The organism is Stenotrophomonas sp. WED208 (genome assembly GCF_040984485.1).
In the GTDB taxonomy this organism is placed as follows: Bacteria; Pseudomonadota; Gammaproteobacteria; order Xanthomonadales; family Xanthomonadaceae; genus Stenotrophomonas; species Stenotrophomonas riyadhensis.
In genome coordinates this window covers 1,626,376-1,652,060 of record NZ_JAZARB010000001.1, presented here as the reverse complement: position 1 = coordinate 1,652,060, position 25,685 = coordinate 1,626,376, and the positions used below count along the sequence as shown (strand labels likewise).

Genomic DNA, 25,685 nt, shown 5'->3' with positions numbered 1-25,685 from the left:
CTATTGTCGTCAAAAAACGAACTGTTCGCTCAGGATCCGGTCTTCCAGGTTGTGCTCCGGGTCGAACAGCAGGGTCACGCGGCGGTCCTTCGACTCGCGGATGGTCACCTCGACCACGTCGCGGGTCTCGTGCGAATCCGCTGTGACGCTGACCGGGCGCTTGTACGGATCAAGCACGCGGAAACGCACCTCGGTGTCGGCCTTGAGAATCGCCCCGCGCCAGCGGCGCGGCCGGTACGGGGCCAACGGCGTCAGCGCGATGGTGTGCGAGCCCAGCGGCAGCACCGGACCGTGTGCGGAATAGTTGTAGGCGGTGCTGCCGGCCGGGGTGGCCACCAGCACGCCGTCACCGATCAGTTCGGCCACGCGTTCCTGGCCGTTGAGGTCGATGCCGATATGCGCGGCCTGCCGGGTCTGGCGCAGCAGCGACACATCGTTGTAGGCCAGCGAACCGGTACTGGTGCCCGACTCGGTCAGCGCCACCATTTCCAGCGGGCGCAGGTTGGCCGGTTCGGCACGGGCAATGCGCGCCTGCACGTCGTCGTCGCCACGGTACTGGTTCATCAGGAAGCCGACCGTGCCCAGTTTCATGCCGAATACCGGCTTGCCCAGGTGCCCATGCCGGTGCAGGGTCTGCAGCATGAAGCCATCGCCGCCCAGTGGGCACAGCACGTCGGCCTGTTCCGGCGCGTGGTCGCCATAGCGCGAGACCATCGCCGCGCGGGCCATCTGCGCGGGCTCGGTGGTGCTGGCCAGGAAAGCGATGCGGGGGGTGTCGCTCATCAGCGCGGCAGATCCGGAAGGGCTGGGCAAAGCATACCTCGCCCCCCGGACAGCGCAACCGCAGGCCGGATGGGGCACCCTCATCCAACTCAATGAAGGTTTCAGCGGTGCAGCAGGATCGAGCCCTTCCCGGCGACAGCAACGACATCTCGATATCGTCCGATAGGCTTCTCATACCACTCTCATGACCATTGATGTGCCGATCAGGTTCGCCTGGCACACCCAGCGTTGGCGCAGGCCCGCAGGGCACGTCGCGGATCGGCCGTCTATCCAAGAGAGAGCCCATGAGAATCCACCACCTCGCAATCGCCCTGGCGGCGTTGCTGCCAGCAGGCAACAGCCTCGCGCAGTCCGGTAGCGCCCACCTGACACCCAGCAGGATCAACTACCAGGAGCAACTACCTGACAGGTACTCCCATGTGGATTTCACAGTAAGCGCCAAGGACTGGATGGAGCGGGCACGGCTGCGTTCACATCAGTCCCAGCCAGGGGAAATGTCCTTCTTGATCTCCAACGCCGCTGGCAAAGACCAGAACTTCGAACTCATCGGAAAGTTCTCGCATCTGCCACCGGATGCCAACCGCATGATCATCCCTGCCTCGAAATGGGTGGACCTGGACAAGCGCGAACAGGGATGGGAAGTCATCGGCGACGTACGGGAGTTGATTCCTCACAATACCGAGCGCTGGTGGGTGCCCGCCATGGGCCGCAGATTCATCACCAAAGTCTCGCTGTACGACGGCCAGTGGGCCGGCGAGATCGGGTTGCCCAGCCAGCCCAATCTTCCCTATGACACGATTACCGTCACCAACCATGCGACGTGGCCTACCCGGATCATGGGCAACAACACGCTGTTCCCCGATGCGCAGATGAAGCTGGGGACCGGTGATGTGCATCACTTCGTGTTCGACCCGAACCATCGCAAATGGAAGCTTGATTACGCGACCCTTGTTCCGGTCAGCATCGCCAGGCATATGGACAAGCCCGATGCGCCCCGAACGGTAGTTGAGGTTACACCGGAAGATTCGCACAGGTCACTGCGTCTCCCTGACGTGGCCAGCGATCGGGATCGTCGCACCGTCTCCGTGCATCCGGCGCTCGATCGTTCCATTGCACTGATCGCCCGGAACATCTTCGATCACGCCACCACCTACTGGATGCTTGCGCCTGGCCAGTCGATGGAGCTGGTCTATATCGATGATGGCGGCGTGGGCAGCGGCCAATGGCACCCGCTGCTCTATCCGATCCAGCACTTCGATGCTGATACGCTGCCGGGTGGGCGCCTCGACAAGGCCCAGACGATGCTCACCTGGATTACGAGCAAGGGCAGGAACGTGAGCTTGCCCCACGTTTCAGCCTGGATGACGGAGCATGCGCGTATCGAAGTGGTAAACACCGACCCCAATGCAAGCATCAAGGTCACGGGCAACAGGGTCGACACTCTCAAGCGCCGCGAGCAGGCGTCTTTCCGCTTGACGAGGGTCAACGGCCGGCTCGACTGGGTCCGCGAAACCGACACCATCGACGTCACTCTGGTGGGCCCTCCGGGTCCAGGCCGGCCGGACGAAGACATCCTTGTATTGATGCGCGAGAACCTCAGGAAGACCAACGAGGCCTTGCAGAACTCCGGCGCAACGTTCCGCCTGCGTGAAGCAGTCGCAATGAATTACAGGGTACCTGCCGGAATGCCCACCCAGGCCATTCCGGAATGGCTGGCACAGCAGCCCGACTTCGAGTACGTGGTCGGCCTGCTCCGCTCAGATGGCCTGTACTACGGTGGTTTCGCCGACGGCTGCAGTGGCTCCCATCATTCTGCAGAGGCCATGCGCTTCGTGATCGCGACCAATGTGCTGTGCTCAACCGACGTCCTGCGCGAGGAAGTTGGCAAGGCCCTGGGCATGAAGATCAACGCCAAGCAACCGGTACCGGTCATCGGCTCGGGCAACGCACTGCCCATGTATCCAACCAGCACCCGCATCCTGGAAGACGGCAGCCGTGCCATCAACCACGGGCAGCGCGACGAGGTGCTGTACATGAATGGTGTCGCCGCAGACGTTGCCCGATACAGCGACAGCCTCAGGCCGTAACTCCAATACCCGGCACTGATCCAAGCGGTAGTGCCGGCCGCTGGCCGGCGCTACCCGTCCCAGGCATGCGCCGCAAAACAAAACGGCCCCGCTTTCGCGGGGCCGTTCTGTTCAACACACGCCGGGCATAACCCGGCGGTACATCACTTACGCACCATGTGCAGCGAGCTGGCCCAGGCGCTGGACCGCGACCGAGACGGTCGGGTAGTCCAGGGTCTTCTGCTCGGCCAGTTCGGCCAGCATCGCCAGGGTGAAGCGCAGGCTGTTGTCGTCGCGACCCATCCAGGCCGCCACCTTCGCTTCAGCACTGCCACCCTTGGTGCCCAGCACCTGGCCGGCCAGGTTGCGGTGGTTGGCGGCCAGTTCGTCACGCAGCACGCCACGTGCCACGGCGTGCCAACGGCCATTGACCTCCAGCGCGTCGACCTGCTCGAACAGCCACGGCAGCTGCAGGGCATCGCCCAGGCGGAAGTGGACCTTGGACACGTCCACCGGCTTCAGCTTGCGGGTACGGGCCAGTTCGATGATGTCGAACGCCGGCTCCAGGAAGTGCAGTTCGGCCAGCTGCTGCGCCAGGGCGGACGGCAGGCCCTTTTCCTTCCACTCGGCCACCAGCGCTTCGTAGGTCGGACGCTGCGAATCCGGCAGCACACCCGACGCAACGCGGATGTCGTTGAACGGACCCTGGTAGCGGTTGACCGCTTCGGTGATGCCCGGCATCGCACCTGGGCGCGACAGCAGCCAGCGCACGAACGAGCGCTGCAGCTTCCAGATCACTTCCAGTGCGTCGATCTGCACCGACTCCGGCACCTTGCCGTCGAGGGCATCGATCTGCGCCCACAGCGCGCGTGCATCCAGCGTTTCACGGCTGATGGTGTAGGCCTTGGCGACCTCGGCGATCGAGCGGCCGGTGTCTTCCTGCATGCGCATCAGGAAGGTGGCGCCCATGCGGTTGATGGTCTGGTTGGTCACGGCCGTGGCGATGATTTCGCGCTTCAGGCGGTGACGCTCCATCGCGTCGGCGTACTTCTTCTGCAGCGGGGTCGGGAAGTAGCGCTGCAGTTCCTTGGACAGGTACGGATCTTCCGGAATGTCCGAATCCAGCAGCTGGGCGAACGCCACCAGCTTGGAGTAGGACAGCAGCACCGACAGTTCCGGACGGGTCAGGCCCTGGCCGCGTGCCTTGCGCTGCGACAGCTCGGCATCGGACGGCAGGAATTCGATCTGGCGATCGAGCAGGCCCTGCTGTTCAAGCGTACGGATGAAGTGCTGCTTGGAACCCAGGCGCTTGACCGCCATCCGCTCCATCAGGCTCAGCGCCTGGTTCTGGCGGTAGTTGTCGTTGAGCACCAGCTCGGCGACTTCATCGGTCATCGAGGCCAGCAGCTTGTTGCGCTGCTCGACGGTCAGCTTCTTGGCCCGCACCACATCGTTGAGCAGGATCTTGATGTTGACTTCATGGTCGGAGGTGTCGACACCGGCCGAGTTGTCGATGAAGTCGGTGTTGAGCAGCACGCCGGCCTGGGCAGCTTCGATGCGGCCCAGCTGGGTCATGCCCAGGTTGCCGCCCTCGCCCACCACCTTGCAGCGCAGCTCGCCACCGTTCACGCGCAGGGCGTTGTTGGCTCGGTCGCCGACATCGCTGTGCTGCTCGCTGGCGGCCTTGACGTAGGTACCGATGCCGCCGTTCCACAGCAGGTCGACCGGTGCCTTCAGGATCGCGCTCATCAGGTCGTTCGGCGACAGCGCCTTGACGTTCTCGTCCAGGCCCAGCACTTCACGCACCTGCGGGGTGATCTCGATCGACTTCAGGCTGCGCGGGTACACGCCGCCGCCCTTGCTGATCAGCTTGGCATCGTAGTCCGCCCAGCTCGAACGCGGCACGGTGAACAGGCGCTCACGTTCGACGAACGTGGTGGCTGCATCCGGGTTCGGGTCCAGGAAGATGTGGCGATGATCGAACGCAGCGACCAGGCGGATGTGGCGCGACAGCAGCATGCCGTTGCCGAACACGTCGCCGGACATGTCGCCGACGCCGACCGCGGTGAAGTCCTGGCTCTGGCTGTCACGGCCCAGCGCACGGAAGTGGCGCTTGACCGACTCCCACGCACCGCGTGCGGTGATGCCCATGCCCTTGTGGTCGTAACCCACCGAACCACCGGAGGCGAATGCATCGCCCATCCAGAAGCCGTGCGCGATGGCCAGGCCGTTGGCGATGTCGGAGAAGGTCGCGGTGCCCTTGTCGGCGGCCACCACCAGGTACGGATCGTCCACGTCATGGCGCACGACATCCACCGGCGGCACGATCTTGTTGTTGACGATGTTGTCGGTGATGTCCAGCAGGCCCTGGATGAACAGCTTGTAGCAGGCCACGCCGTTGGCGAAGATCGCGTCGCGGTCGCCGTTCACCGGCGGGGTCTTGGCGAAGAAGCCGCCCTTCGCGCCGACCGGCACGATGACGGTGTTCTTGACCATCTGCGCCTTGACCAGGCCCAGCACTTCGGTACGGAAGTCTTCACGACGGTCCGACCAGCGCAGGCCACCACGGGCGACCGCGCCGAAGCGCAGGTGGGTACCTTCCACGCGCGGGCCGTAGACGAAGATTTCGCGGTACGGGCGCGGCTTCGGCAGGTCCGGCACCAGCGCCGAATCGAACTTGAAGCTGATGACATGGCCGTGCTGGCCGTTGGCATCGGTCTGGTAGTAGCTGGTACGCAGTGTCGCGTCGATCACGCCCATGAACGAGCGCAGGATGCGGTCCTCGTCCAGGCTGGACACGCGGTCCATCAGCTTCAGCAGCGCATCGCGCGCGGCCTGCATCTGCGCGTCGCGGTCACCCTTGCGGGCGTCGACCACGGTCTTGAGCACCTTCAGGGTGGCGTCGTCGCCAGCGGCCAGTACATCGAAGTGCGCCTTCAGCTGGGCCTGGCCGGCAGCGATGTCGTCCTTGCCTTCGTGGCCGGTGGCCGGATCGAAGCGGGCTTCGAACAGCTCGACCAGCAGGCGGGCCAGCAGCGGGTAGCGCGCGAAGGTGCCTTCCACGTAGGCCTGCGAGAACGGCACGCCGGTCTGCAGCAGGTACTTGCAGTAGCCACGCAGCATGGCGACCTGGCGCCAGTGCAGGCCAGCGGCCAGCACCAGGCGGTTGAAGCCGTCGTTCTCGGCATCGCCGTGCCAGACGCGGGCGAAGGTCTCGCCGAAGGCTTCATCGACGCTGGCGGCATCGATCGCGCCGGCGGTCGACTCGACCTCGAAGTCCTGCACGTACACCGGCGCGTTGTCGACCGACAGGCGGTACGGACGCTCGGCGATCACGCGCAGGCCCATGTTTTCCATCATCGGCAGCGCGTCCGACAGCGGAATGTCGTCCAGCTGGCGATACAGCTTCAGGCGCAGGCCATCACCGCTTTCGCGCGGCACGGCCTGCAGGCTCAGGCGCAGGTCGTCCGGGCCGGTCAGGGCATCGAGCTGGCTGACATCGTTGGCGGCAACCGCGGTGCTGTTGTCTTCGATGTAGCCGGCCGGCAGTGCCTTGCCGATACGGGCGGCGATGCGCAGGCCTTCGGTCTCGCCGTGGCGGGTGACCAGCGCTTCGCGCAGGTCGTCCTGCCAGTTGCGCAGCACCTGGGCCAGCTTCTGCTCCAGTTCGGCGGTATCGACGTCGAGCATTTCACCCGGCTTCGGGCGCACGATCAGGTGCACCTGGGCCAGCGGCGATTCGCCCAGCACCACCGAGCTGTCCACGTATTCGCCATGCAGCGCTTCCTTCAGCATCGCTTCGATGCGCAGGCGCACGTCGGTGTTGAAGCGCTCGCGCGGCAGGTAGACCAGCGCGGAGATGAAACGGCTGTACTTGTCACGGCGCAGGAACAGGCGGCTGCGCACGCGCTCCTGCAGGCCCAGCACGCCCATGGCGGTGCGGAACAGTTCGTCCTCGCTGGACTGGAACAGTTCTTCGCGCGGCAGGGTTTCCAGGATGTGGCGCAGGGCCTTGCCGCTGTGGCTGGCCGGGGCCAGGCCCGACTGCTTCATCACGTGCTCGTGGCGCTGGCGCACCAGCGGGATTTCCCACGGGCGACGGTTGTAGGCGCTGGAGGTGAACAGGCCAAGGAAGCGCTGCTCGCCGATGATCTTGCCCTTGGCGTCGAATTCCAGCACGCCGATGTAGTCCATGTAGCCGGCGCGGTGCACGCGCGAACGGGCATTGGTCTTGGTCAGGATCAGCGCGTCCTTCAGGCCGGACGTGGCGTTCAGGCCCTGCGCGGCCAGGGTCTTGACCGGACGGGCGGCGGACTTGTCCTTGCCGCGCATCAGGCCCAGGCCGGTGTCGTTCAGCGGCGCCAGCACGTCTTCCTTGCCCTGCTTCTCGACGCGGTACTCGCGGTAGCCGAAGAAGGTGAAGTGGTTGTCGGCGGCCCAGCGCAGGAATTCCTGTGCTTCCTTGCGCGAGGCGGCATCGACCGGCAGCTGGCGGCTGCCCAGGTCGTCGGCCAGCGCCAGTGCCTTGTCCTTCATCGGCTGCCAGTCGCGCACGATCGCACGCACTTCGTCCAGCGCCTTGTTGATGGCCTGCTCGATGGCGGCCATGGCTTCGGCCGGCTGGCGGTCGATTTCCAGCAGCATCACCGACTCGGCATCCCCCTCGCCGACCTTGACCAGCTTGCCGGCCTTGTCGCGGGTGAAGCGCAGCACCGGGTGGCCCAGCACGTGGACGCCCACGCCCTGTTCGGCCAGCGACATGGTGACGGTGTCGACCAGGAACGGCATGTCGTCGTTGACGATCTGCAGCACGGTGTGCGGCGATTCCCAACCATTGGCCTTCGCGGTCGGATTGAACACGCGGACGTTGGCCTTGCCGGCCTTGCGGGCACGGGCGAATTCCAGCGTCTCAGCCGCGAGAGCGGCCCACTCTTCAGCGCTGTGGTGCGGGAACTCGTCCGACTCCATGCGCTTGTAGAAGTCAGTGGCGAAGGCCACCGCTTCGGCCTGTGCGGCCGCGGGGTAACGCTTGCGCAATGCCGTGTACACCGGCTCCAGGGAGAAACCAGCGGTCACTGCGACCTCCGACTCTGCTGGTTTGGTCTTGTTTTTCACGGTCTTGGCTGCGGTTTTTTGCGGTTTCATGGCAGAGCGATGCGCTTGCTCAGTTGGGAAAATGAAATTGTAGCCCTACCGCACGAAAAGGCCTTGCTGCAGGACGGAATAAGTAGATTCGGGTTTGCTGCGGTTTAGACGCCTATTCAGTTCGCACCGGTATGGTCCTGGCACCCACTTCAGCACTGCCGACAGGATCGGCAAAGCGTGTTACCGGAAGACACACGCGGCGACGCCGATTCGATTCCACAATCCTGAACTGGACGGTATAGTCCACCGCGTGAACCCGGCCTACCTCCCCGTCGCCCTCGACGCACGCGATGAGCGCGTGTTCGATGCCGTGCGCGAGCTGTTGGCCCAGCAGGGCATGCAGATGAGCATGGACGCGGTGGCCCAGCATGCCGGCTGTTCCAAGCAGACCCTGTACTCGCGCTATGGCAGCAAGCAGGAACTGCTGCGCCGGGTGATGCAGCGCCATGTCGGCCACGCCACCGGGGCCATGGTTCGTGCACTCCGCAGTGACGACCTGCGTGCCAGCCTGCTCCAGTTCGCCACCGACTTCCTGGAGCATTTCAACCAACCGCACGTAGGACAGGCCTGTCGGCTGATCGCCGCCGATGCGTCACAGTTTCCCGAAGAGGCGCGTACGCTGTACCGGCATGGCGCCGGCGCGTTGACGCTTCATCTAGCTGAATGGATTGAAACCGTTTGCATGCAAGGCCAGCTCCGGCATGACGACCCGCACTTCATGGCCGAACTGCTGCTGAGCATGATCGCCGGTCAGGATTTCGACAAACAGCGCTTCCATACCCCCCATCGCGATGACGCGCTGCTGCGTCGGCGTTGGGCAGAGTTCTCCGTCGACAGCTTCCTGCGCGCGTTCGCGCCACAGCCGTCGCCGGCCCCGTCTACAAACCAACCCCGGAGTTCCTCCTGATGACCGCCCCACTCCGCACCCTTGCCTTGACGTGCGCCGTTGCTGTCGCTCTGGCTGCCTGCAAGAAGCCGGAACAGCAGATGCCCCCGCCGCCGGAGGTGGGCGTGATCGACGCCAAGCCGCAGACCCTGCCGCTGCAGCGCGAGCTGGTCGGCCGCCTGTCGCCGTTCCGCAGCGCCGACGTCCGCGCACGCGTGCCCGGCGTGCTGCTCAAGCGCGTCTACCAGGAAGGCTCGCAGGTCAAGCAGGGCCAGACCCTGTTCCTGATCGACCCGGCGCCGCTGCGTGCCTCGCTCAACGCCTCCGAGGCGCAGCTGGCCTCGGCCCGCGCGACCTACGCCAATGCCAAGGTCGCCGCCGACCGCGCACGTTCGCTGGCCCCGCAGCAGTTCGTCTCCAAGGCCGACCTGGACAATGCCGAATCGGCCGAGCGCACCGCGCTGGCCGCGGTCAAGCAGGCCGAAGCATCGGTGACCTCCTCGCGCATCAACCTGGGCTATACCGAAGTGACCGCACCGATCAGCGGCGTGGCCAACAAGCAGCAGGTCACCGAAGGTGCGCTGGTCGGCCAGGGCGATGTGACCCTGCTGACCACCGTCGACCAGCTCGACCCGCTGTACGTCAACTTCTCGCTGAGCGTGGACGAGTTGACCCAGCTGCGCGCGCAGCAGGCCAAGGGTGCGCTGGCGCTGTCTGGTGACGGCAAGGCCACGGTCAACGTCAAGCTGGCAGACGGCAGTACCTACAGCGAACCGGGCACGCTGGACTTCTCTTCGACCACGGTCGACCCGGCCACCGGCGCGGTGTCGCTGCGCGCGCTGCTGCCGAACCCGCAGCAGATCCTGCTGCCCGGCGCCTTCGTCAGCTTCCAGGCCAACCTCGGCGAGCGCAACAACGCCTACCTGGTGCCGCAGCAGGCGCTGCTGCGCGACACCACCGGCGGCTACGTGATGGTGGTCGGTGCCGACGGCAAGGTGGTGCGCAAGAACGTGAAGACCGATGGCGCGCAGAACGGCAACTGGCTGGTCAGCGACGGCCTGGCCGCCGGTGACAAGGTGATCGTGGCCGGCGTGCAGAAGGTCAAGGAAGGTGCGCCGGCGGTGGCCAAGCCGTGGACCCCGGGGCAGGACGCCAACGGCAAGCCTGCCGCAGGCGGCGCCGCTCCGGCGGGCGCAGCACCGGCCGCAGGCAAGGCACCGGCCGACGCGGCCAAGCCTGAGCAGGCCGATGCGGCCAAGCCGGCCGCCACCGATTCGAACAAGCAGTAACGGGAACCTTCCGTCATGCCTAAATTTTTCATCGAACATCCAGTCTTCGCCTGGGTGGTTGCGATCCTGATCTCGCTCAGCGGCGTGATCGCGATCCTCAACCTGGGCGTGGAGTCCTATCCCAACATCGCCCCGCCGCAGGTCACCGTCTCGGCGACCTACCCGGGCGCCAGTGCGGACACCACCGAGAAATCGGTCACCCAGGTGATCGAGCAGCAGCTGACCGGTATCGATCACCTGCTGTACTTCAGCTCCTCGTCGGCCTCCAACGGCCGTGCGCAGATCACCCTGACCTTCGAGACCGGTACCGATCCGGACATCGCCCAGGTGCAGGTACAGAACAAGGTCTCGCTGGCCACGCCACGACTGCCTTCGGAAGTAACCCAGCAGGGCGTGGTGGTGGCCAAGGCCAACGCCGGCTTCCTGATGGTGATCGCGCTGCAGTCCGATACGCCGGCCATCAACCGTGACGCCCTGAACGACATCGTCGGTTCGCGCGTGCTCGACCAGGTCTCGCGTATCCCCGGCGTCGGCAGCACCCAGCAGTTCGGTTCCGAGTACGCCATGAACATCTGGCTGAACCCGGAGAAGATGCAGGGCTACGGCCTGTCGGCCAGCCAGGTGCTGGCCGCGGTGCGTGCGCAGAACGTGCAGTTCGCTGCCGGTGCGCTGGGTTCGGACCCATCGCCGGAAGGCCAGCACTTCACCGCCACGGTCTCGGCCGAAGGCCGCTTCAGCTCGCCGCAGGAGTTCGAGAACATCATCCTGCGCGCCAACGCTGACGGCTCGCGCGTGCTGCTGAAGGACATCGCCCGCGTTGCCTTCGGTGCCAACAACTACGGCTTCGACACCCAGTACAACGGCAAGCCGACCGGCGCCTTCGCCATCCAGCTGCTGCCGGGCGCCAACGCCCTGAACGTGGCCGATGCGGTACGCGCCAAGATGGATGAGCTGCAGCCCAGCTTCCCGTCCGGGGTGACCTGGTTCTCGCCGTACGACAGCACCACCTTCGTCAAGATCTCCATCCAGGAAGTGGTCAAGACACTGTTCGAAGCAGTGTTCCTGGTGTTCCTGGTGATGCTGATCTTCCTGCAGAACTTCCGCGCCACGCTGATCCCGACCCTGGTCATCCCGGTGGCCCTGCTCGGCACCTTCCTGGGCATGTGGATGATCGGCTTCACGATCAACCAGCTGACCCTGTTCGCGATGGTGCTGGCGATCGGCATCGTGGTCGATGACGCGATCGTGGTGATCGAGAACGTCGAACGCATCATGACCGAGGAAGGCCTGGCGCCGAAGCCGGCCACGCAGAAGGCGATGACCCAGATCACCGGCGCGGTGGTGGCGATCACCGTCGTGCTGGCCGCGGTGTTCATCCCGTCCGCCCTGCAGGGTGGTGCCGCCGGTGAGATCTACAAGCAGTTCGCGCTGACCATCGCCATCTCGATGGCGTTCTCGGCGTTCCTGGCACTGGGCTTCACCCCGGCGCTGTGCGCGACCTTCCTCAAGCCGACGCACAACGACAACCCGAACATCGTCTACCGCACCTTCAACAAGTACTACGACAAGATCAGCCACACCTATGTGGGCCACATCACCTCGGCGGTGCGCCATGCGCCGCGCTGGATGATCCTGTTCGTGGTGCTGACCGCACTGTGCGGCTTCCTGTTCACCCGCATGCCGGGCAGCTTCCTGCCGGAAGAAGACCAGGGCTACGCGCTGGCGATCGTGCAGCTGCCGCCGGGCTCGACCAAGGGCCAGACCAACGAAGTGTTCGCGCAGATGCGTGGCATCCTGGAAAAGCAGGATGGCTATGAAGGCATGCTGCAGGTGGCCGGCTTCAGCTTCGTCGGTTCCGGCGAGAACGTGGGCATGGGCTTCATCCGCCTGAAGCCGTGGGAGGAACGCAAGTTCACCGCGCCCGAGTTCATCCAGAACATGAACGGCGCGTTCTACGGCATCAAGGAAGCACAGATCTTCGTGGTCAACCTGCCCACCGTGCAGGGCCTCGGCCAGTTCGGCGGCTTCGACATGTGGCTGCAGGACCGCAGCGGTGCCGGCTACGAGCAGCTGACCCAGGCGCGCAACATCCTGCTTGGCCAGGCTGCGCAGAAGCCCGATCATCTGGTGGGCGTACGCCCGAACGGCCTGGAAAACGCCCCGCAGCTGCAGCTGCATGTCGACCGCGTGCAGGCGCAGTCGATGGGCATGTCGGTGTCGGACGTGTACAGCACCATCCAGCTGATGCTGGCCCCGGTGTACGTCAATGACTTCTTCTACGAAGGCCGCATCAAGCGCGTGACCATGCAGGCCGATGGCCCGTATCGCACCGGCCAGGAGTCGCTGAAGAGCTTCTACAGCCCGTCCAGCCTGACCACGAATGCCGACGGCACCAACGCGATGATCCCGCTCAACACGGTGGTCAAGTCCGAATGGGTGTCGGCACCGCCGTCGCTGAGCCGCTACAACGGCTACTCGGCGATCAACATCGTCGGCTCGCAGGCCCCGGGCACCAGCTCGGGTGAGGCGATGCAGACCATGGAGAGCATCGTCAACGACGACCTGCCGGCCGGCTTCGGCTACGACTGGTCCGGCATGTCCTACCAGGAAATCCTGGCCGGCAACGCCGCGACGCTGCTGCTGGTGCTGTCCATCGTGGTGGTGTTCCTGTGCCTGGCGGCCCTGTACGAAAGCTGGTCGATCCCGGTGGCGGTGCTGCTGGTCGTGCCGCTGGGCGTGCTCGGTGCACTCGGCCTGTCGATGCTGCGCGGCCTGCCCAACGATCTGTTCTTCAAGATCGGCCTGATCACCGTGATCGGCCTGGCGGCGAAGAACGCGATCCTGATCGTGGAGTTCGCGGTGGAGCAGCGCGCAGCAGGCAAGAACCTGCGCGATGCCACCATCGAAGCGGCCCGCCTGCGCTTCCGCCCGATCCTGATGACCTCGTTCGCGTTCATCATGGGCGTGATCCCGATGGCGATCTCCACCGGCGCCGGCGCCAACTCCCGCCACGCCATCGGTACCGGCGTGATCGGCGGCATGCTGTTTGCCACCCTGCTCGGCCTGCTGATGATCCCGGTGTTCTTCGTGGTCGTCCGCCGCATGCTGGGTGACAAGCTGGATGAACCGTCCAAGGAGTTCATGGAACGCCAGCGCGATGCGGAAACCGCCCACCGTCCGGATCGTTGATCCGGTGGTGAGCTGAAATGAAAAGGCCCCGGAGCGATCCGGGGCCTTTTTCATTCGTGCCATGAAGCCGGTAGTCGCCGACCTTGGTTGGCGCCGCTGGATCCATGCCAACCAAGGTTGGCGCATGCCAAGCCGGCGTCTCAGCGCAGCAGCGCAACCACCACGCATACCACCACGAGAGCCAATGCAGCCCATTGCATCGGCACAAAGAAGAAATGATGGGGTGCAGCCATACCCTTCTGCCGGGGCGCACGGTTGAGCCACAAACCCAGCAATACGTTCACCGCTGCGCCGATGCCTGCACCCAACAGAACCTGGGGCAGCGGCGTGTTGCCTCTGGAGCCTTCATGCGGAAAGAAGTACGCCAGCAGCAGGATGGCTGCAATCGGCGTCACCAGCGTCATGAATCCCCAACCTCGATAGATCATCTTTGCAGACCGCGTAAAAACCGGCTTGCATTGGACCAGATCGGGTATCGCTCGGCCAAGAAGACCGTGTATCCACGCATGGCGTGGATCTACTGGCCGCGCCGCCGTTGCAGCGGCGCGGCCGGTCGAACTCAGCGCAGCCCGGTCTCGTTGCGGGCGATCACCAGGCGCTGGATCTCCGAGGTGCCTTCGTAGATCTCGGTGATCTTGGCATCACGGAAGTAGCGCTCCAGCGGCATTTCCTTCGAGTACCCCATGCCGCCGTGGATCTGCACGGCCTGGTGGGTGATCCACATCGCCGCTTCCGAGGCCGTCAGCTTGGCCACTGCCGCTTCGGTGCTGAAGCGCTTGCCCTGGCCCTTCACCCACGCAGCGCGCAGGGTCAGCAGCAGCGCTGCGTCCAGCTTGCACTTCATGTCGGCGATCTTCGCCTGGGTCATCTGGAAGGTGCCGATGGCCGCGCCGAAGGCCTTGCGCTCCTTCACGTATTCCAGGGTCGCTTCATACGCGGCCCGGGCGATGCCGATGGCCTGCGAGGCGATGCCGATGCGACCGGCATCGAGCACACTCATGGCGATCTTGAAGCCTTCGCCTTCCTGGCCCAGCACATCCTCAGCCTGTGCCACGTAATCGTTGAACTCGATCTCGCAGGTGGCCGAGGCACGAATGCCCAGCTTCGGTTCGGTCTTGCCACGGCCGAAGCCCGCCTTGTCGGTATCGATCAGGAATGCGGTAATGCCGCGCGCGCCCTTGTCCGGCTCGCTCATCGCGAACAGCACGATGTACTTGGCCACCGGGCCAGAGGTGATCCAGCTCTTCTTGCCGTTGATGACGAAGGTGCCATCGGCCTGCTTCACTGCACGGCAGCGCATGGCGGTGGCATCCGAACCGGACTGCGGCTCGGTCAGCGCGAACGCGCCGATGGCCTCGCCTTCGGCGATGGCACGCACATACTTCTGCTTCTGTTCCTCGGTACCGTGGGTGAGGATGCCGTTGCAGAACAGCGAGTTGTTGACCGACATGATGGTCGAGTGGGCAGCGTCGGCGGCGGCGACCTCCACCATCGCCAGCACGTACGCCACCGGGTCCATGCCCGCGCCACCGTATTCGGTCGGCACTTCGATGCCCATCAGGCCGTTCTCGCCCAGCAGGCGGATGTTGTCCAGCGGGAACTCGCCGGTGCGGTCATGGTGCTCCGCGCTCGGGCCGATCTTCTCCTGCGCGATGCGCCGCGCCACGTCCTGCAGCATCAACTGCTCTTCAGTAAAGCTGAAATCCACAACACCCTCCCGGGTACATGAAGTTATGGGCCGCGCACCGCGCGCCCAGGTGCCTCGATTGTACCGGGGCCCGCCAGTTTCCGTACGCCAGCGACTTGACCGCGGAAGGCCTTCTCGGCGAATATATCTCTATATCGCGATAGGTAGATATTTATGGATCTGGAAGATTGGTCGACCCGCCTCAAGGTGTTCGCCGATGCGACCCGCGTGCGCCTGCTGGCGCTGCTGGAGCAGGAAGAGCTGACCGTGGCCGAACTGTCGGCAATCACCCGCCTGGCGCAGCCACGCGTGTCCACCCACCTGGCGCGCCTGAAGGAAGCCGGCCTGGTCCGTGACCGCCGTGCCGGCGTGTCGGCCTATTACCGCTTCGACGAGGCCCAGCTGGACCCGGCGCAGCGCGCATTGTGGCATGCCTTGAGCAACGGAAGCGACGACCCGCTGCTGCGGCAGGACGCTGAACGTGTTGCCGCCGTGCTGGCCCACCGTGCCGCCGACCAGAACTGGGCCGACAGCGTGGCCGGCGACATGGAGCGCCACTACTCCCCGGGCCGCACCTGGGAAGCCCTCGCGCGCACTGCGTTGCCGCTGCTTGAAACCGGCGACGTGCTCGACATCGCCTCCGGCGACGGCGTGCTGGCCGAACTGGTCGCCCCGCATGCCAAGCGCTACATCTGCATCGATACCAGCGCGCGCGTGGTTGCTGCCGCCAGCGAACGCCTGCGCCGCCTGCCCAACGTGGAAGTGCGCGAGGGCGACATGCATGCCCTGCCCTTCAAGGACGGCAGCTTCGACCTGGTGGTGCTGATGCACGCGCTGACCTACGCCAGCAAACCGGCGCAGGCGGTCACCGAAGCCGCGCGCGTGCTGCGCCCTGGCGGCCGCCTGCTGCTGTGCAGCCTGGCCCGCCACGAGCACAAGGCGGCGGTGGAGGCCTACGGCCACGTCAACCTCGGCTTCAGCGACAAGGAACTGCGCAGATTCGTCGACAAGGCCGGCCTGCAGGTATCCAGCCTGGAGACGGTTACCCGCGAAAAGCGCCCGCCGCATTTTGAAGTGATTTCACTGATCGCCAACAAGCCCTGACGCCGAGACCGCCATGTCCGCCCTGCCCTGGCTGCATCCTGATCGTGCCAACGCCCTGCTCGACGCCCTGCGTGAGCGGATCCTGATCATCGACGGCGCAATGGGCACCATGATCCAGCGCCATGGCCTGCAGGAAGACGACTACCGTGGCGAGCGCTTCGCCGGTGGCTACGATCATGTGCATGGCCCCGCTTGCGACCACGCCGTGCAGGAAGGCCATGACCTGAAGGGCAACAACGATCTGCTGCTGCTGACCCGGCCGCAGGTCATCGCCGACATCCACACCGCCTACCTGGACGCCGGTGCGGATCTGGTCGAGACCAACACCTTCAACGCCACGTCGGTCAGCCAGGCCGACTACCACCTCGAGCACCTGGTGTACGAGTTGAACAAGGCCGGTGCTGCGGTCGCCCGCACCTGCTGCGACGCCGTGGCCGCAACCACGCCGGGCAAGCCGCGCTTCGTGATCGGGGTGATCGGCCCGACCAGCCGCACCGCCTCGATCAGCCCCGATGTCAACGATCCGGGCTTCCGCAACACCAGCTTCGACGAACTTCGCGACACCTATCGCGAAGCCATCGAAGGCCTGATCGACGGCGGCGCCGACACCCTCATGGTCGAGACCATCTTCGACACCCTCAACGCGAAAGCCGCGTTGTATGCACTGGAAGAAGCCTTCGATGCGCGTGGCGCACGGTTGCCGGTGATGATCTCCGGCACCATCACCGATGCATCGGGACGCACCCTGTCCGGGCAGACCGCCGAGGCCTTCCACGCGTCGCTCGCGCATGCGCGTCCATTGTCGATCGGTCTGAACTGCGCGCTGGGTGCCGATGCGATGCGCCCGCACGTGGAAACCCTTTCGCAGGTCGCCGACTGCTACGTCAGCGCGCACCCCAACGCAGGCCTGCCCAATGCCTTCGGCGAGTACGACGAGACGCCCGAGGACATGGCCAGCACTCTGCGCGGTTTCGCCGAGGATGGCCTGTTGAACCTGGTCGGTGGCTGCTGCGGCTCCACCCCTGACCATATCCGCGCAATCGCCGAGGCCGTAGCCGGGCTGCCGCCGCGCGCCCTGCCCCGTGTCCAGGAGCAGGCTGCATGAATGTCGCCGCCACCGTTCCGCACTTCCCGCCCTATTGCTGCTGAGCCGACGCCTGCCATGACGCCTGTCCGCCCTACCCGCCTGTCCGGCCTGGAACCGCTGGTCATCACCCCGGACCTGTTGTTCATCAACGTCGGCGAACGCACCAACGTGACCGGCAGCGCGCAGTTCCGCAAGCTCATCAAGGAAGGCCGCTACGAAGAAGCGGTGGACGTGGCCCGCCAGCAGGTGGCCAGCGGCGCGCAGATCCTCGACGTCAACATGGACGAGGGCCTGATTGATTCGGAAGCGGCGATGACCCGCTACCTCAACCTGATCATGTCCGAGCCGGACATCGCCCGTATTCCGGTGATGGTCGACTCCTCCAAGTGGAGCGTGATCGAGGCCGGCCTGAAGTGCCTGCAGGGTAAGAGCGTGGTCAATTCGATCTCGCTGAAGGAAGGCGAAGCGCTGTTCCGCGAGCACGCACGCAAGGTGCTGCGCTACGGTGCCGCAGCGGTGGTGATGGCTTTCGACGAAAGCGGGCAGGCCGATACCTGTGCACGCAAGGTCGAGATCTGCACCCGCGCCTACCGCATCCTGGTTGACGAGATCGGCTTCCCACCGCAGGACATCATCTTCGACCCGAACATCTTCGCCGTCGCCACCGGCATCGAAGAGCACGACAACTATGCAGTGGACTTCATCGAAGCCACCCGCATCATCAAGCAGACGCTGCCGCACTGCCATGTGTCCGGTGGTGTTTCCAACGTCTCGTTCTCGTTCCGTGGCAATGAAACGGTTCGCCAGGCCATCCACTCGGTGTTCCTGTACCACGCCATTGCCGCCGGCATGGACATGGGCATCGTCAACGCCGGCGCGATGCCGATCTACGACGAACTGGAACCGGAACTGCGCGAGCGCGTGGAGGATGTGATCCTCAACCGCCGCAGTGATGCCACCGAGCGCCTGCTGGAGATCGCCGAGCGCTACAAGGGCAAGAAGGGCGCGGCGAAGACCGAAGACCTCGCCTGGCGCGACAAGCCGGTGGCGCAGCGCCTGGCGCATGCGCTGGTGCATGGCCTGGATGCCTTCGTCGAGGAAGACACCGAGCTGGCCCGGCGGGCCTCCAGCCGCCCGCTGGACGTGATCGAAGGTCCGTTGATGGATGGCATGAACGTGGTCGGCGACCTGTTCGGCGCCGGCAAGATGTTCCTGCCGCAGGTGGTGAAATCCGCGCGCGTGATGAAGAAGGCCGTGGCCTACCTGCTGCCCTACATCGAGGCCGAGAAGGCGCGCAGTGGCGACACCGCCAAGAGCAACGGCAAGATCATCATGGCCACGGTGAAGGGTGATGTGCATGACATCGGCAAGAACATCGTCGGCGTGGTCCTGGCCTGCAACAACTTCGAGGTGGTCGACCTTGGCGTGATGGTGCCGGCGCAGAAGATTCTCGATGCCGCGCGCGAGCACAACGCCGACCTGATCGGCCTGTCCGGGCTGATCACTCCCTCGCTGGAGGAGATGAGCCACGTCGCCCGCGAGATGGAGCGCCAGGGTTTCAACCTGCCGCTGCTGATCGGTGGAGCGACCACCTCGCGCGCGCACACCGCGCTGAAGATCGACCCGCACTACAAAGCGCCTACGGTGTGGGTGAAGGACGCCTCGCGCGCGGTCGGCGTGGCCCAGTCGCTGATCTCGCGTGACCTGCGCGAGGCCTTCGTCGCCGCCAACGAGGCCGACTATGCCGAGATCCGCGCGCGGCATCGCAACCGTGGCGATGCCAAGCGCCTGGTTTCGCTGGAACACGCGCGTGGGCAGAAATTCCAGGGCGGCTGGGACAACTACATGCCACCGGCACCGGACCAGCCCGGCCTGCACGTATTCGACGACTACCCGCTGGCCGAACTGGTCGACTACATCGACTGGACGCCGTTCTTCCAGGCCTGGGAGCTGGCCGGCAAGTTCCCGGCCATCCTCACCGACGAGATCGTCGGTACCCAGGCCAGCGATCTGTACAAGGACGCCCGCGCGATGCTCGAGCGCATCGTCAGCGAGAAATGGCTGACCGCCAAGGCCGTATTCGGCCTGTGGCCGGCCAACAGCATCGGCGACGACGTGCGCGTGCAGCACCCGCTGGGCGAGACGACGCTGCACTTCCTGCGCCAGCAGGTGGACAAGCCGGCCGAGCGCCCGGACTTCTGCCTGGCCGATTTCATCGCCCCGGCCGACAGCGGCAGGCAGGACTGGATCGGCGCCTTCGCTGTCACCGCCGGTATCGGCATCGACGCGCATGTCGCGCGCTTCGAGGCCGAGCATGACGACTACAACGCGATCCTGCTGAAGGCCCTCGCCGACCGCTTCGCCGAGGCGTTGGCCGAGCGCCTGCACCAGCGCGTGCGTACCGAATTCTGGGGCCATGAGCGCGCCGAAACGCTGGACAATGAAGCCCTGATCGACGAGCAGTACCGTGGCATCCGCCCGGCGCCAGGGTACCCGGCATGCCCGGAGCACAGCGAGAAACGGCGCCTTTTCGACCTGCTGCAGGCCGAAGCCAACGCCGGCATGGAACTGACCGAGAGCTTCGCGATGCTGCCTACGGCAGCCGTTTCGGGCTACTACTTCAGCCATCCGCAGAGCCAGTACTTCGTGGTCGGCCGCCTCAGCCGCGAGCAGGTCAGCGACTACGCCCGGCGCAAGGGCGTGGATCGCGCCCAGGCCGAGCGCTGGCTCGCCTCCAACCTCGACTACGACCCCGAATGACACAAAAAAAAGGGGACGGAGGGGATTAAGTCGTTTGTGCCGCAAGCGACTTAATCCCCTCCGTCCCCTTTTTGCTTCATCATTCCGCGATGACTGTCCCCGTTGCCCGGCTCTCCAGCTTCTACCTGTTCTATTACGCGGCACTTGGCGCGTTCACTCCGTACTGGAGCCTGTTCCTGACCGCGCGCGGGATGAGCGTGACCGCGATCAGCGTGATGATGGGCCTGTGGTATGCCACGCGCGTGGTCGCGCCCAGCACCTGGACCTCGCTGGCGGCAGCCTCGCCACGGCCGATCCGCCTGCTGCGCATCGGCTGCATCCTGACCCTGATCAGCTTCGCCGCCTTCCTGTTGCCCTTGCCGCAGCCATGGATGTACCCGGCGATGGTGGTGTTCTGCTTCTTCTACAACGCGGTGATGCCGCAATTCGAATCGATTACCCTCACCCATCTCGGCAGTGACAGTCATCGCTACGGCCTGATCCGGGTCTGGGGCTCGCTCGGCTTCATCGCCGTCGTCACCCTGTTCGGGTGGCTGATTGAAGGCGACGGCACGACCAGCCACGCCGGGCTGCTGCCGTGGATGATGCTGCCACTGTTCGTCCTGCTGGTCGCATCCGCCTTCAGCAACCACTACGCACGCGGCATCGGCAAAGCCGAGGGCGACGCCAGCGGCTTCTGGCAGATCGTGCGGCGGCCGCCAGTGTTGGCGTTCTTCCTGGCCGCCTTCATGGAACAGCTCTCGTTCGGGCCGTACTACACGTTCTTCTCGGTCTACATGGACCATCACGGCTACCGCACATCCACGCTCGGCCTGCTGTGGACCATCGGCGTGGTGTTCGAAGTGGGTGTGTTCTTCACCATCGGCCGTTTCTTCCGCCGCTACGACGCCAGCTGGATGCTGCTGATCGCGCTGGTCAGCTCCTGCCTGCGCTGGGCGGTGACCGCATTGTTCCCGGAGAACCTGCCGGTGATGCTGCTGGCGCAGACTGCACACGCGCTCGGCTTCGCCGCCTTCTTCGCCGCAGCCATGCAGATGCTGGCGACCTATTTCCCGGGCCGCCTCAACGGCCATGGCCAGGGCCTGCTGTATGGCTTTTCGTCCGGTGTCGGTGGCGTGTTGGGCGCGCTCATTGCCGGCCAGCTATGGAAGATCGATGATGGCCGCACGGCGTTCCTGGCCGGCAGCGGCTTCGCCCTGGTCGGCGCCCTGCTGTGCTTCTTCGCCCTGAGCCTGCCACTGATCCGCGCGAAACGGCGCCGTCGCGCGCACTGACCATGCGCAGGATCAGCGCTGCAGCAGCACCCGCTGCAGCGACGGCAGCAGCACCCGGTTGCCGTGCGCGCTGAGGTGGTCGCCATCGAAGAACAGCGGCCGGCCATCGCGCTGCGCCGGGCACAGCACGTCGTCGCAGAGCACCGGCATCGGATCCCAGAGCACGCCACCCGGCAGGCCATCAGCCACCTTCCGCAGGCTGCCCAGCATCGGCGCCCGCAGCGTCTCCATCGCCTCGCGCGTGCTGTCCAGGCCGTTGCGGCAGATCTCGTTGCGCGCGTTGAAGCGGTCCGAACAGCGGTAGGGCGGCGCCGGCAATACCGGCTTGGGGGCCTCCAGTACGATGTGTACGCCGCGCTCGGCCAACGGCTTCCACTGAAGGATCGCCTCGGCCACGTCGGCCTCACGCCCTGCGGCGGCTTCCGGGGTCAGCTCGCCCGCCAGCTGTGCCTGCGCGTCGAACAACACAAACTGGTCGGACAAGCGCGGTATCCGCAGTGAGACCAGTACAACGGCATCACCTGGCTGCGCTCGCCGCGTGACGTCGGCGAGCACTGCTGCGTCGAAATCACTGCAACCGGCACCCGCGCCACGCCACTTCTGCAGGCTTACCTGCGGGCATCCACCCCGTCCGTAGAGGACGACCTCCGAGCCGGTCTCAAGTGCCAGCCGCTGCAGTAGCTCGATGTAGGCCATCGCATGCGAATCACCGGCAACGAAGACCCGCTTCGGCGCGCCCGCCGACAGCGGCCGTTCGCAGGCCCCGCGGGCATAGGTCCGCATGCTGCCACCTTCGAAGCGTCGCTTGGTGGCCACCAGGCTGCAGTCGGGATAGTCGCCTGCCACGCTCTTGCCGTTGGGATACCAGTCGGCCGGATGCCGGCTGACCGTGCTCAGTGATATCCGCGGCGCTTGCAGGTACATCAGGGTCTGGGTGCCAGCCGCCACCAGCAGCACGGCCGCGCCGGCCAGCACCCAACGCCCCGGGCGCAGACGCTGCGCCAATCCGCCACGGAATGGTTGTTCCACCCAGCGCCACGACAGCCACGACAGCAGCAGCACCAGCGCCAGCGCAGCGGTCATCTGCAACGGTGTCTGCAGGCCCACGGTCCAGCGCATCAGCACGAACACCGGCCAGTGCCACAGATACAGTGAGTACGACAGCAGGCCGATGTAGCGCATCGGCCGACTGGCCAGCAGGCGTGCCACCCAGGCCTGCGGATGATGATGCAGCGCCCAAAGCAGACCTGCGGCAGCGAAGGTCGGCAGCAGACCATCGGGCCACGGCGAATGCCCTGCCCGTGCAGTCCACAACGCCCAGCCCAACAGCGCCAGTGCCGCCAGCGCAAGCAGCGAAAACACGGGCGCGGCGCGCTTCAGTGCCGCCCCCGTCACTGGATCCAGCGATTCGCGCACATGCAGCAACTGGAACAACAGCACGCCAACGCCCAATTGCCACAACCGCGTGCTGGTGGCGTAGAACGCCCACGACGGCGGCACCTCGCGCAGGCCCAGCATAGCGGCATGCAGCAACGACGCCGCACTGACCACGGCAAACAGGCCCAGGCTGATCCAACGCCCACGCACGCTGCGCGCCCAGGCAAGGAACAGCAGCGGGAACAGCAGGTAGAACTGCTCCTCCACGCCCAGCGACCAGGTATGGGTGTAGGGATTGAATTCGGCCCTGGGCGCGAAGTAATCGTTGCCGATCAGCGCCAACACCCAGTTGCTGAAGCCGAAGAATGCCATCAGCCCGGTCTTGTCACTGGCCTCGCTGAGCCAGGACTCGGGAATGAACAGCACGCTCGCCACGGCGGTCAACAGCAGGCAGCTGATCAGCGCAGGTGCGATGCGGCGGATACGGCGCGAATAGAAGCGCAGCATCGACTGCCACAGCGACAACGGCGGCAGCCGGTGTACCGAGGCGCTGACCACGAAACCGGAGATGACGAAGAACACGTCTACGCCGGTGAACCCGCCCGGCAACCAGGCCGGATCAAGATGGAACACGATGACGGCCAGCACGGCGATCGCGCGCAGGCCGTCGATGTGCGGCACGTAGCCACGACTTGGATCAGCGCTCATCCGTTCCCCCAAGGACGCGGCGGCAATGCACCGCAGCGCTCACGCATTTACCAGACCAGGTCGTCCGGCACCTGGTATTGCGGGTCCGCGTAGGGATCTTCCTCGGCCGGCGCATTCGGATCGACCTTCAGCGCCACCGATGCGGCGAACACTGCCTCGGACTGTGCCAGCACCTCGGCAGTCACCAGCAGGTAACGACCATTGAGCTGGACCACGCCCAGTTCACCGGCGTTGAGCGCGGTCAACTGTTCGGCAGTCACATAGATGCGCTTGATCTTGCCGCCATACGGGAAGTGACGGGCAATGTCCGCCGCTTCGGCATTGAGGCTCTTGTCCTTCAGCAGTTCTTCCAGCTTGGCCTTCGCCTCGCGACGCACGCGCGCTTCTTCCTGCTTCAGACGCTCGGTCTCGATGCGCTCTTCCTTCTCCCGCTGCGCGCGGATGGCATAGGCCTTGGCCAGGTCCATCTCTTCGGCACTGCGCGGCTTGCGCGGGCCGTGCTGGCCCTGGCCACGCTGACCACCGGGCTTGCCCGGACCACCATGGCCCTGCCCACGGCGCTCGCCGGGCTTGTGCTCGCCCTTGCCGGCGCCCTGCGGCTTTCCATTGCCATTGCCACCCTTGCCCTGCGGGCGGCCATCGCGGCGGGGGCCATCATTCTTGCGCTCGGGCTTGGGCGCCGGCTTGAAGCCCAGGCCCATCAGCTGGTCGCGGAGGGTATCGCTCATAGGATTCGGATCAGTAGTGCGGCGGCGGCGGTTCGCTCGCCGGATCGGAAGAATTGAGTGCGTTGCGGACCTTGCCCAGGTCTTCCAGCAGCACGCGCAGCACATCGGCGTTGCGCATGCCCTGCATGCGGGCGTCCGCCAGCGCATCGCTCAGTTCGGCCAGCGCCTGCTCCTGGAAGGACACGCGCATTTCCAGCTCGACCAGGCGCGCTTCCAGCGCCTGCTCGCGTTCGGACGGTAGATCAGACATGCAGCGAACGTCCCCGGCCGATGCCGTAGTAGGCCAGGCCTGCAGCTTCCACTTCGGCCGGTTCGTACAGGTTGCGCCCGTCGAACACCGCCGCATCCTTCAGCTGCTCGCGCAACTTCTGGAAGTCGGGGCTGCGGAACTGCTTCCACTCGGTCACCACGACCAGCGCGTCGGCACCCTGCAGCGCTTCATCGGCACTGTTGCAGAACACCAGGTCATCGCGTTCGCCGAAGATGCGCTGCGACTCGTGCATCGCCTCCGGATCGTAGGCACGCACCGTCGCACCGCCTTCCCACAGCTGCGCCAGCAGGCGACGGCTGGAGGCTTCGCGCATGTCGTCGGTGTTCGGCTTGAACGCCAGGCCCCATACGGCAAAGGTCTTGCCGCGCACGCCTTCGTCCTCGCCCTTGTCGTAATGGCGCTGGATGAGGGCGAACAGATGGCCCTTCTGCGCATCATTGACCGCCTCCACCGCGTTCAGCAGCTTCGGCTCAAGGCCGTACTGCTGGGCGGTGCGGGCCAGCGCCTGCACGTCCTTGGGGAAGCACGAGCCGCCGTAACCGGCGCCCGGGTAGATGAAGTGCCAGCCGATGCGGGGATCCGAACCAATGCCCTGGCGGACCTGCTCGACGTCGGCACCCACGCGTTCGGCGATATTGGCGATTTCATTCATGAACGAAATCTTGGTCGCCAGCATCGCGTTGGCCGCGTACTTGGTCAGCTCGGCCGAACGCACATCCATTTCCACCACGCGGTCGTGGTTGCGGTTGAACGGCGCATACAGGCGGCGCATCACCGCCACCGACTCTTCGTTCGTCGCACCGATGATGATGCGGTCCGGGCGCATGCAGTCCGCAACCGCATCGCCTTCCTTCAGGAATTCCGGGTTGGACACCACGTCGAAGGCGATGTCCGCGCCACGCGCGGCCAGCTCTTCGGCAATGGCGGCACGCACCTTGTCGGCGGTGCCGACCGGCACCGTCGACTTGTTCACCACCACGGTCGGCACGCTCATGTGCCGACCAATGGTCCGGGCTACGGCAAGCACGTATTGAAGATCGGCACTGCCATCCTCGTCCGGCGGCGTACCAACGGCGATGAACACCACCTGGCCATGATCGATGGCGGCCGCGGCATCCGTGGTGAACGCCAGCCGCGCTGCGGCATGGTTGGCCTTCACCATCGGCTCCAGGCCGGGTTCATAGATCGGAATGATGCCCTGGTTGAGGCCATCCACCTTGGCCTGGTCGATATCGACACAGACCACCTGATGACCAACATCGGCCAGGCAGGTACCGGTCACCAGTCCAACGTAACCGGTACCAAAAATCGCAACGCGCATATCCGTATTC

Annotated in this window: 16 protein-coding genes; 8 read left to right on the top strand and 8 right to left on the bottom strand. The window is 65.3% G+C overall.

What is annotated here, in order from left to right; genetic code table 11:
* Positions 1–9: 9 nt before the first annotated feature.
* The gene (locus tag VPH47_RS07290) at positions 10–783 is read right to left on the bottom strand and encodes an NAD kinase (protein ID WP_006376667.1); all 774 of its coding nucleotides are present in this window, start codon (positions 781–783) and stop codon (positions 10–12) included.
* Between the two features lie 284 nt (positions 784–1,067).
* Here VPH47_RS07290 and VPH47_RS07285 point away from each other — a divergent pair, with 284 nt between their 5' ends.
* Complete coding sequence (locus VPH47_RS07285) at positions 1,068–2,870, top strand: hypothetical protein (protein WP_368850402.1); 1,803 nt, start codon at positions 1,068–1,070, stop codon at positions 2,868–2,870.
* A 147-nt stretch (positions 2,871–3,017) separates the two neighbouring features.
* Here VPH47_RS07285 and VPH47_RS07280 read toward each other — a convergent pair whose 3' ends face one another.
* A complete protein-coding gene (locus tag VPH47_RS07280; protein ID WP_368850401.1) occupies positions 3,018–7,994 on the bottom strand; it encodes an NAD-glutamate dehydrogenase in 4,977 nt (1,658 codons plus the stop codon).
* Positions 7,995–8,244: 250 nt separating this feature from the next.
* Between VPH47_RS07280 and VPH47_RS07275 the strand changes: the two genes are divergently transcribed.
* From VPH47_RS07275 to VPH47_RS07265, 3 genes are read left to right on the top strand one after another with little or no spacing between them, the layout of a single operon-like run.
* Positions 8,245–8,901, top strand: coding sequence for a TetR/AcrR family transcriptional regulator (locus VPH47_RS07275; protein ID WP_110712819.1), 657 nt, complete (start codon positions 8,245–8,247; stop codon positions 8,899–8,901).
* Positions 8,901–10,169, top strand: a complete 1,269-nt coding sequence (locus VPH47_RS07270) for an efflux RND transporter periplasmic adaptor subunit (protein WP_368850400.1) — start codon at positions 8,901–8,903, stop codon at positions 10,167–10,169. Before VPH47_RS07275 ends, VPH47_RS07270 begins: the two co-directional genes overlap by 1 nt.
* A gap of 15 nt (positions 10,170–10,184) precedes the next feature.
* Complete coding sequence (locus VPH47_RS07265; protein WP_368850399.1) at positions 10,185–13,358, top strand: multidrug efflux RND transporter permease subunit; 3,174 nt, start codon at positions 10,185–10,187, stop codon at positions 13,356–13,358.
* Positions 13,359–13,498: 140 nt separating this feature from the next.
* Here VPH47_RS07265 and VPH47_RS07260 read toward each other — a convergent pair whose 3' ends face one another.
* Entirely contained in the window at positions 13,499–13,762 is a 264-nt protein-coding gene (locus VPH47_RS07260) for a hypothetical protein (RefSeq protein WP_080355173.1), read from the bottom strand.
* Positions 13,763–13,917: 155 nt separating this feature from the next.
* Positions 13,918–15,066: an acyl-CoA dehydrogenase family protein gene (locus tag VPH47_RS07255; protein ID WP_097049561.1), complete on the bottom strand. Its 1,149-nt coding sequence runs from the start codon at positions 15,064–15,066 to the stop codon at positions 13,918–13,920.
* A 153-nt stretch (positions 15,067–15,219) separates the two neighbouring features.
* On the opposite strand from VPH47_RS07255, the gene VPH47_RS07250 reads away from it, so the two are divergent.
* From VPH47_RS07250 to VPH47_RS07235, 4 genes are all read left to right on the top strand, one after another.
* Positions 15,220–16,149 (top strand): metalloregulator ArsR/SmtB family transcription factor, encoded by a 930-nt coding sequence (locus tag VPH47_RS07250; protein WP_053450235.1) that lies wholly within the window; start codon positions 15,220–15,222, stop codon positions 16,147–16,149.
* 13 nt (positions 16,150–16,162) lie between these two features.
* Positions 16,163–17,254: a homocysteine S-methyltransferase family protein gene (locus tag VPH47_RS07245; RefSeq protein WP_350259433.1), complete on the top strand. Its 1,092-nt coding sequence runs from the start codon at positions 16,163–16,165 to the stop codon at positions 17,252–17,254.
* 57 nt (positions 17,255–17,311) lie between these two features.
* Positions 17,312–19,996: a methionine synthase gene (metH, locus tag VPH47_RS07240; protein ID WP_368850398.1), complete on the top strand. Its 2,685-nt coding sequence runs from the start codon at positions 17,312–17,314 to the stop codon at positions 19,994–19,996.
* Between the two features lie 89 nt (positions 19,997–20,085).
* Complete coding sequence (locus tag VPH47_RS07235) at positions 20,086–21,270, top strand: MFS transporter (protein ID WP_180854817.1); 1,185 nt, start codon at positions 20,086–20,088, stop codon at positions 21,268–21,270.
* Positions 21,271–21,282: 12 nt separating this feature from the next.
* On the opposite strand, the gene VPH47_RS07230 is transcribed toward VPH47_RS07235, so the two are convergent.
* Genes VPH47_RS07230 through VPH47_RS07215 form a run of 4 tightly spaced genes read right to left on the bottom strand, consistent with a single transcriptional unit; the run spans position 21,283 to position 25,675 of the window.
* Entirely contained in the window at positions 21,283–23,355 is a 2,073-nt protein-coding gene (locus VPH47_RS07230; RefSeq protein ID WP_368850397.1) for an acyltransferase family protein, read from the bottom strand.
* 47 nt (positions 23,356–23,402) lie between these two features.
* Positions 23,403–24,083 carry a DUF2058 domain-containing protein gene (locus VPH47_RS07225; RefSeq protein ID WP_110712826.1) on the bottom strand — a complete coding sequence of 227 codons (681 nt, stop codon included), beginning with the start codon at positions 24,081–24,083 and terminating at the stop codon, positions 23,403–23,405.
* Positions 24,084–24,093: 10 nt separating this feature from the next.
* Positions 24,094–24,333 carry a SlyX family protein gene (locus VPH47_RS07220; RefSeq protein WP_049445667.1) on the bottom strand — a complete coding sequence of 80 codons (240 nt, stop codon included), beginning with the start codon at positions 24,331–24,333 and terminating at the stop codon, positions 24,094–24,096.
* Positions 24,326–25,675, bottom strand: a complete 1,350-nt coding sequence (locus VPH47_RS07215) for a UDP-glucose/GDP-mannose dehydrogenase family protein (RefSeq protein ID WP_164161226.1) — start codon at positions 25,673–25,675, stop codon at positions 24,326–24,328. Before VPH47_RS07215 ends, VPH47_RS07220 begins: the two co-directional genes overlap by 8 nt.
* Positions 25,676–25,685: the final 10 nt, after the last annotated feature.

Coding starts and splice junctions, on each gene's coding strand:
- VPH47_RS07280 (WP_368850401.1), bottom strand. CDS start 7,994: ATGAAACCGCAAAAAACCGCAGCCAAGACCGTGAAAAACAAGACCAAA.
- VPH47_RS07215 (WP_164161226.1), bottom strand. CDS start 25,675: ATGCGCGTTGCGATTTTTGGTACCGGTTACGTTGGACTGGTGACCGGT.
- VPH47_RS07225 (WP_110712826.1), bottom strand. CDS start 24,083: ATGAGCGATACCCTCCGCGACCAGCTGATGGGCCTGGGCTTCAAGCCG.
- VPH47_RS07250 (WP_053450235.1), top strand. CDS start 15,220: ATGGATCTGGAAGATTGGTCGACCCGCCTCAAGGTGTTCGCCGATGCG.
- VPH47_RS07245 (WP_350259433.1), top strand. CDS start 16,163: ATGTCCGCCCTGCCCTGGCTGCATCCTGATCGTGCCAACGCCCTGCTC.
- metH (WP_368850398.1), top strand. CDS start 17,312: ATGACGCCTGTCCGCCCTACCCGCCTGTCCGGCCTGGAACCGCTGGTC.
- VPH47_RS07260 (WP_080355173.1), bottom strand. CDS start 13,762: ATGACGCTGGTGACGCCGATTGCAGCCATCCTGCTGCTGGCGTACTTC.
- VPH47_RS07270 (WP_368850400.1), top strand. CDS start 8,901: ATGACCGCCCCACTCCGCACCCTTGCCTTGACGTGCGCCGTTGCTGTC.
- VPH47_RS07290 (WP_006376667.1), bottom strand. CDS start 783: ATGAGCGACACCCCCCGCATCGCTTTCCTGGCCAGCACCACCGAGCCC.
- VPH47_RS07285 (WP_368850402.1), top strand. CDS start 1,068: ATGAGAATCCACCACCTCGCAATCGCCCTGGCGGCGTTGCTGCCAGCA.
- VPH47_RS07230 (WP_368850397.1), bottom strand. CDS start 23,355: ATGAGCGCTGATCCAAGTCGTGGCTACGTGCCGCACATCGACGGCCTG.
- VPH47_RS07265 (WP_368850399.1), top strand. CDS start 10,185: ATGCCTAAATTTTTCATCGAACATCCAGTCTTCGCCTGGGTGGTTGCG.
- VPH47_RS07220 (WP_049445667.1), bottom strand. CDS start 24,333: ATGTCTGATCTACCGTCCGAACGCGAGCAGGCGCTGGAAGCGCGCCTG.
- VPH47_RS07235 (WP_180854817.1), top strand. CDS start 20,086: ATGACTGTCCCCGTTGCCCGGCTCTCCAGCTTCTACCTGTTCTATTAC.